We start from the raw sequence: 5849 nt of genomic DNA on the forward strand, positions 1-5849 counted from the left end.
CACCAGCCACCAGCACGAGTGCGAGCGCCTCCTTCGCAAGCGCCGGCTTCAACCGCTCGGCAAGCCTGCGGCCGTTGTCGGTCAGTGGCAAATCGGTCGTACCTAAAGAAATTCCGCGCGACATAAGTCGCAGCGGTGAGAGCGTTGTCGTCCGGCCTGCGGATATAGTCAGGGGCCGCCAGGTGATAAACCTTTGGCGAGCCGATGCGCAGTCTCAAAGGTGTCCAGAAATCTTTGAAGCAGAGAAAGCACTCGCCGAGGACCGCGGATAGCGTAAAGCATAATTCCTAGCTCAAGCGACCATCTGCAGGTTCGGATGGTCCCAATTCCATGGCAGCAATTCAGCAATCCGGTTCTGCGGCATGTCTGCGATGCGAGCGAGCACATCGGTCAGCCATGCCTGCGGATCGACGTCGTTGAGCTTGGCCGTCATGATCAGCGTGGTCATGGCCGCCGCCCGGTCAGCGCCGCGCTCGGAACCGGCGAAGAGCCACGACTTTCTCCCCAGCGCAAATCCTCGAAGAGCACGCTCGGCTGCATTGTTCGTGAGGCAGACCCTGCCATCTTCGATGAAGCGGGCAAACCGGTCCCAACGCTTGAGCATGTAGTCGATCGGCTGGGCGACAGAGGCCGAGCGCGACAAGCGAGAGTGCTCCTCACGCAGCCACGCTTCCAGAGCAGCCAGAAGGGGCGCGCTTTGTTCCTGGCGTACGCGCAGACGCTCTTCGGCGCTCAGGCCGTTGATGTCGCGCTCGATGTCGAATAGCGCGTCAATGCGCTTGACCGCTGCTAACGCAACCGGCGAGATCGCCGCTGCGTTCTTTCCGCGCCGCGCATTGGCAGCGATATCGGCCAGCTCGAAGAACTGTCGCCTTGCGTGTGCCCAGCACAGTGCGGCCGTAATCGCTCCCTGAGAGCGCGAGGGATCGTAGAGCTCGTTGTACCCGCTATAGGCGTCGGCCTGCAAAATGCCGGTGAAGGCTTGAAGATGCTGCACGGGATGCTCGTGCTTTCGATCGCGCGAGGCGTAATAGAGCGCCGCCGGCGGTGCGTGACCGCCAAAGGGCCGGTCGTCACGGACATACGTCCAGATGCGCCCCGTCACCGTCTTGCCCTTGGCCAGGATCGGCACGGTCGTATCGTCGCCATGCAGTCGTTCGGCAGCCAGGACGTGGCGCTCGATCAGCGCATGAAGCGGTTGCAGGGCCGTTGTGCAGGCGCCAACCTGGTCGGCCAGCGTCGACACGCTCAGATCGATGCCTTCGCGCCTGTAGCGTTCGCTCTGGCGGTTCAGCGGCTGATGCTGGCCGAACTTCTCAAACAGGATCATGGCCAGCAGGTTTGCTCCGGCGAAGCCGCGCGGAGTGACATGGAACGGCGCCGGCGGCTGCGTGATCGTCTCGCATGTCCGGCACGAGAACTTCTCGCGTACCGTCTGAATCACCTTCCACTGCCGCGGGATCACCTCCAGCGTTTCGGTAATGTCCTCGCCCAGCTTCGACAGTTTCGCCGAGCCGCAGCAGGGACAGCTTTCTGGTGCGGCGATGACGATGCGCTCGCGCGGGAGATGATCGGGGAACGGCTTTCGTGAAGGCCGCTTGCGCTGGAACGACTGTACCGTCTGCGTCCGGAGCGCCGCTGTCTCGGCCGCCAACTCGTCCTCGGTCGCTGCCGTCTCCAGATCTTCAAGCTGAAGTTCCATCTGCTCCAGCAGCCGCGCCTTGCGCTCCGAGCGGCTGCCATAAAGCTCACGGCGAAGCTTCTCGATCTCCAGCTTGAGATGGGCGTTCAGTGCTTCACTGCTGGATAGGTCCGCCTGAGCATTGGCCGCTTCGGCTTTGACAACCGCTGCATTGGCCTCAGCCATGACGCGCGCGTTACGCTCCGCCAGGATCATCGCATGAGCGACGACAAGATTGGATGGCAGAGGTTCAAATTCCGATGGCACTCGGCAACAGAATCATATTCGTCAAAAACGTCAAAGCAAAACCGTCATCCCACCGAAGTCGGACGCCAGGTTTCCTGCGGATTGCGCCAATCGATTCCGGACAGCAGATAACCGAGCTGGGCCGAGGAGATCGTCACCGCGCCGTCGGTCGCGCTCGGCCACAAAAAGCGGCCCCGTTCCAACCGCTTCGTAAACAGGCAGGCTCCTTGGCCGTCATGCCAGATCACCTTCAAAAGATCGCCCCGGCGTCCACGAAAGCAAAACAGCTGCCCGCTCAGCGGATCACGTCGCAGCACCTCCTGCACCTGCAGCGACAGGCTCGCAAAGCCCTTCCGCATGTCGGTGTGACCGGTCGCCAGCCACACCCGGACGCCGCTCGGAACTGGGATCATGGCAGAGTCTCAAGCCCACGCATGATCCGAAGCAGGGTCTCCACATCTATGTCGCAATCGACAATAACGCGCCGACCGTTCGCGCTCACAATCTCGATTCGACCACAGCCAGGTTCGCTGCGCTTTTCAGGCTGCTCCGCAACGATCATCGCCGGCACGAATCCGCGAATGTCGCCAAGCTGCCCTTCGCGATACGCCTTGCGCCAGCCGAACAGCAGCTGGTTGGAAATCCCATGTCGGCGCGCCGTCGCCGATGCCAGCCGGGGACCCGAAAAGCTCTCCTCCACTATCCGCAGCTTTTCTGCCGCCGACCATCGACGGCGGCGACCGGTGTCAACAATTTCAAGGCGATCGATATGGCGAGTGTCAGTAAGGTCATCCATACCGACATTCAGCTACAGGCCGGCCAATTCGACAAGGCGGCCTACGTCGGATGAATACTCAGAGCCTATCCGTTGGAACGGTCAGCAGGTCTTGGGGGCAGGACCTGAATTCTCATGAAAGACGCCAACCGACGCTCGTGCGGCGGATCGCTTCGGAGCGAGCGCGGAGGGTCGCAAACTAACGGTCGGCAGGACGTAGACCCCGTTTACTCTTGATCATCGAAAACGAGATGACGACCTGCGACGTAGACAATGGCAGCAATCAGTGTCGCAAAGAATATAGCGGGGAATAAGGGCATCGAACCACCTGAGCGCGCCGGTGATCGTCCGGTCTCCGGGCCGCGAACGCAATAAAGTATTTTGTGCAGTCCGCTCGTTTTGTCGGCAAAGTTGGAACACCGTCAGACCGGAGTCGTGCTCACAACTCTTTCAGGTACATCCCCGGGTCGGGCGTTGTGCAGGAAGCTGACCACGTTGCCCTGTGTTTCTCAAAGGCATTTTGACTTCACGAGAATTGTAAAAGGGTCCATCTGAAATTCGCTCTCCAAATCACGCCCGAACAAATGTAACCAGCTATCCTGTGCCTTATACGCAAGTTCTTCGCGTTCCTCCGGGCAGGCAAATTTCAATTGACCGACATTTTGCAGATGGTGGACCATTTCATGCACAAGAATGGATAGCTCAGCAGGTGTCTTGCCTGTCCATCCATCCAACAGGAAGATCGTTTTTGATTCGTTGCTATATAAAGAGACTATATCCGAACTGATTTCAGATGCTGAAACGTCGCTAGTCCGCAACTGGTTTTTATTCAGCGGTGCGATCATTTCTGCCGCGGACACGAATTTGATGGCAGGATGGTTCAGGTTTGCTGGTAGGGGGAAATTGATCGAAAGCCACAGAGCGATTGCGGTCAGCAGTGCTTCCATCCTGTTCTCCATCCCGGCCGCGCTGCATAAAATGTCCCGTCGTTAAGGAGTGAGGGACAGGGCTCAAGTGCTGTCAGCAACCACCAACATTGTTCCATTGCTGCTTCTGCACCAATGGTCCAGATGGACCGGGCAGGACGGCCTGGGAGCAGCCCGGCTTGCGGTCTTCCGACACTGTTCTGGCGAATTCCATTCTCCGTTGGATGGGGTGTCATATTGGCCGCGGATGGGTGCATATCGCGCGACCCTCTTCGCGACCCGCACACAACCGCCACTGTGACGGGAACGCATTTTCGGTCGCGACGCGATTGTTCGAAGACTTCCGTGTCAGCGAGTGCGCGGGCGGCGATCTTGATGCCGTGTAGTAAATCAGCCGCCTTTTCGGAGGCGCGGGCGTGCGAGCGTGCTGTAGCTCGTTAATCTGACGCCGGCCGCTGCAGGAGCTGCAGGTAGCTTGGTCGGCTGTGATGACTGACCAGTCACCCATTGCTCGAAATGGTGTCAGATCATCAGCGCAGGGGACGGGAAGACGAATGTCATGTCGTGGACTTCCTGCACCTGAAGATTCTCGATGTTCTGCTGCATCCGAGAAACATCCACGCTCGCACCTGCAATGGACCGTGAGTCGGCCTCGGCAATCGGAGCAGCAAGGAAAGTTAGCTTTGCGCCGACACAGACCAGGACAATGGCGACCGCGATAACGTGAATGGCGCGCATAACGGCTCCTTTCGGTTTGCGAACGCTTCAATACGAGTGCCAGTAGCCCTTTGGGATGCAAATCGATTCCCTTTGTTGTGCTGGGGTCCCGGATGAATTCACCACAATTGGGCGGTCGCGTTCGGTGTGTATGTGTGCAGTGCGCTCAGGGAAAGACTGACATCATCTGGAGAGCGGTATGGTCGACGCCGTACCCCACAGCCACGACGAGCGTGGCAACAGCGATCATGACCACCCCGAAGCCTACAATTATACGCGCATCGTAATCTCTGCTGCGCTCACGGGCCGCTAAGGAGCGATGCATTTCTTCGTGGATGAAGGTGGTCATGCAGTTCTCCAGAACATCGATGGTTTATTCGGGTGTCGCGAAGGTGATTGATCATGGTAGTCGTGACACAGACCACTAAAAGTTTTGCTCGGCACATTTGCCGTACGCAAAGGCCGCGCTATGGTTTAGCCGATCTTCTCACCTCCCTTATTTGTACCTTCTCCAAACATGAACTAACGGTGCAGTCGCCGGAAGCATTGGCTGCTACTGCCTCTTCACGTAGTCCGACGGATGTGGAGCCGGCGAAAGCCATGGCGATAAGTCCGGTTGCGAAGATCAGACTGATTATAGTGTTTGCTTTAAGCCAACGATCAAATGTGCGCTGGTCTTCCGCAGACATGTACTTGTACATCCGAGCCATGTCGCCTTTGCCCATACTGCCCTCCTCGCGCTGTGATCTTCATCCAACGATCATTCGAGTGCCGTTCTTCCTCACCGATCCGTTGAGACCGGTGACGTTGATGCAGGCAGAGATTTCATCGAAAGCGAGACTTAATTGCGCGTTGGCTCTATGAGCCAGCGCTCGCATCGGCCAATTGTTTCGCGAGAAGGACATGCGAATGGTGTGCCCTTCTAATTGGCGCATCCATTGCATGGCGGCGCTCAGGAGCGCCCAGCCCAAACCCTTATTACACCAGCGCGGATCGACGACGAGTGTAACGTCGACATAACCAGGTGCTTCACCGTCGTAGAGTTCGAGAGTGCCTTGGAGGCTTTCCCCAACGAAGACGCCAAAAATGCGTGGCGCGGTCGCAAAAGCGCGGTTTGCATGCTCGTTGAGACAATCATCCCTCGTTAAAGGGCCGACGCGATGCCGGAGTGGCGATTGATCGAGGCCGGAGAGAATGCGTTGAAAGTGGGTGCAATGGCTAAAGTCTAGAGCCTGGATTCGAAGACCAGCAGCTACTTTTTCGGCGTCATCTGCCAAAAGCTCATTCGAACTCGAAGAAGCCTCCGCCATCGACATAGCAGCCCCCTGCTTGTCACGACGACCGCGGGGCTCGCGGGTGCTCTGAGAAATTCCTCGCCCCTGGTCGACAGCCATCTGTTACGGTCGAGCAGGAGACTCGGAACGCACGCAAAAAGTCCCGCGCTGGGGATTTTTTATTTTTTCCGGAATCGGGGAATAAATAGACCCAAACTCGAGTCTATGGG

Annotated in this window: 8 protein-coding genes; all 8 read right to left on the minus strand. The window is 58.1% G+C overall.

Going from position 1 to position 5849, the window contains the following annotated elements; translation table 11 throughout:
• Positions 1–292: 292 nt before the first annotated feature.
• The 8 genes from VMT30_02825 to VMT30_02860 all read right to left on the minus strand — a co-directional run bounded on the left by VMT30_02825 (position 293) and on the right by VMT30_02860 (position 5661).
• Positions 293–1897, minus strand: coding sequence for an IS66 family transposase (locus VMT30_02825; protein HVQ43875.1), 1605 nt, complete (start codon positions 1895–1897; stop codon positions 293–295).
• Between the two features lie 95 nt (positions 1898–1992).
• Positions 1993–2340: an IS66 family insertion sequence element accessory protein TnpB gene (gene tnpB / locus VMT30_02830; protein HVQ43876.1), complete on the minus strand. Its 348-nt coding sequence runs from the start codon at positions 2338–2340 to the stop codon at positions 1993–1995.
• Positions 2337–2723, minus strand: a complete 387-nt coding sequence (locus VMT30_02835) for a transposase (GenBank protein ID HVQ43877.1) — start codon at positions 2721–2723, stop codon at positions 2337–2339. Before VMT30_02835 ends, tnpB begins: the two co-directional genes overlap by 4 nt.
• Before the next feature lie 488 nt (positions 2724–3211).
• Positions 3212–3649 carry a DUF6647 family protein gene (locus tag VMT30_02840; GenBank protein HVQ43878.1) on the minus strand — a complete coding sequence of 146 codons (438 nt, stop codon included), beginning with the start codon at positions 3647–3649 and terminating at the stop codon, positions 3212–3214.
• Between the two features lie 501 nt (positions 3650–4150).
• A complete protein-coding gene (locus VMT30_02845) occupies positions 4151–4366 on the minus strand; it encodes a hypothetical protein (GenBank protein ID HVQ43879.1) in 216 nt (71 codons plus the stop codon).
• 145 nt (positions 4367–4511) lie between these two features.
• Positions 4512–4694, minus strand: a complete 183-nt coding sequence (locus VMT30_02850; GenBank protein HVQ43880.1) for a hypothetical protein — start codon at positions 4692–4694, stop codon at positions 4512–4514.
• Between the two features lie 118 nt (positions 4695–4812).
• A complete protein-coding gene (locus VMT30_02855) occupies positions 4813–5070 on the minus strand; it encodes a hypothetical protein (protein ID HVQ43881.1) in 258 nt (85 codons plus the stop codon).
• Positions 5071–5094: 24 nt separating this feature from the next.
• Entirely contained in the window at positions 5095–5661 is a 567-nt protein-coding gene (locus VMT30_02860; GenBank protein ID HVQ43882.1) for a GNAT family N-acetyltransferase, read from the minus strand.
• Positions 5662–5849 lie beyond the last annotated feature (188 nt).

The organism is Candidatus Saccharimonadia bacterium, from assembly GCA_035544015.1.
Classification (GTDB): domain Bacteria; phylum Patescibacteriota; class Saccharimonadia; order UBA4664; family UBA4664; genus UBA5169.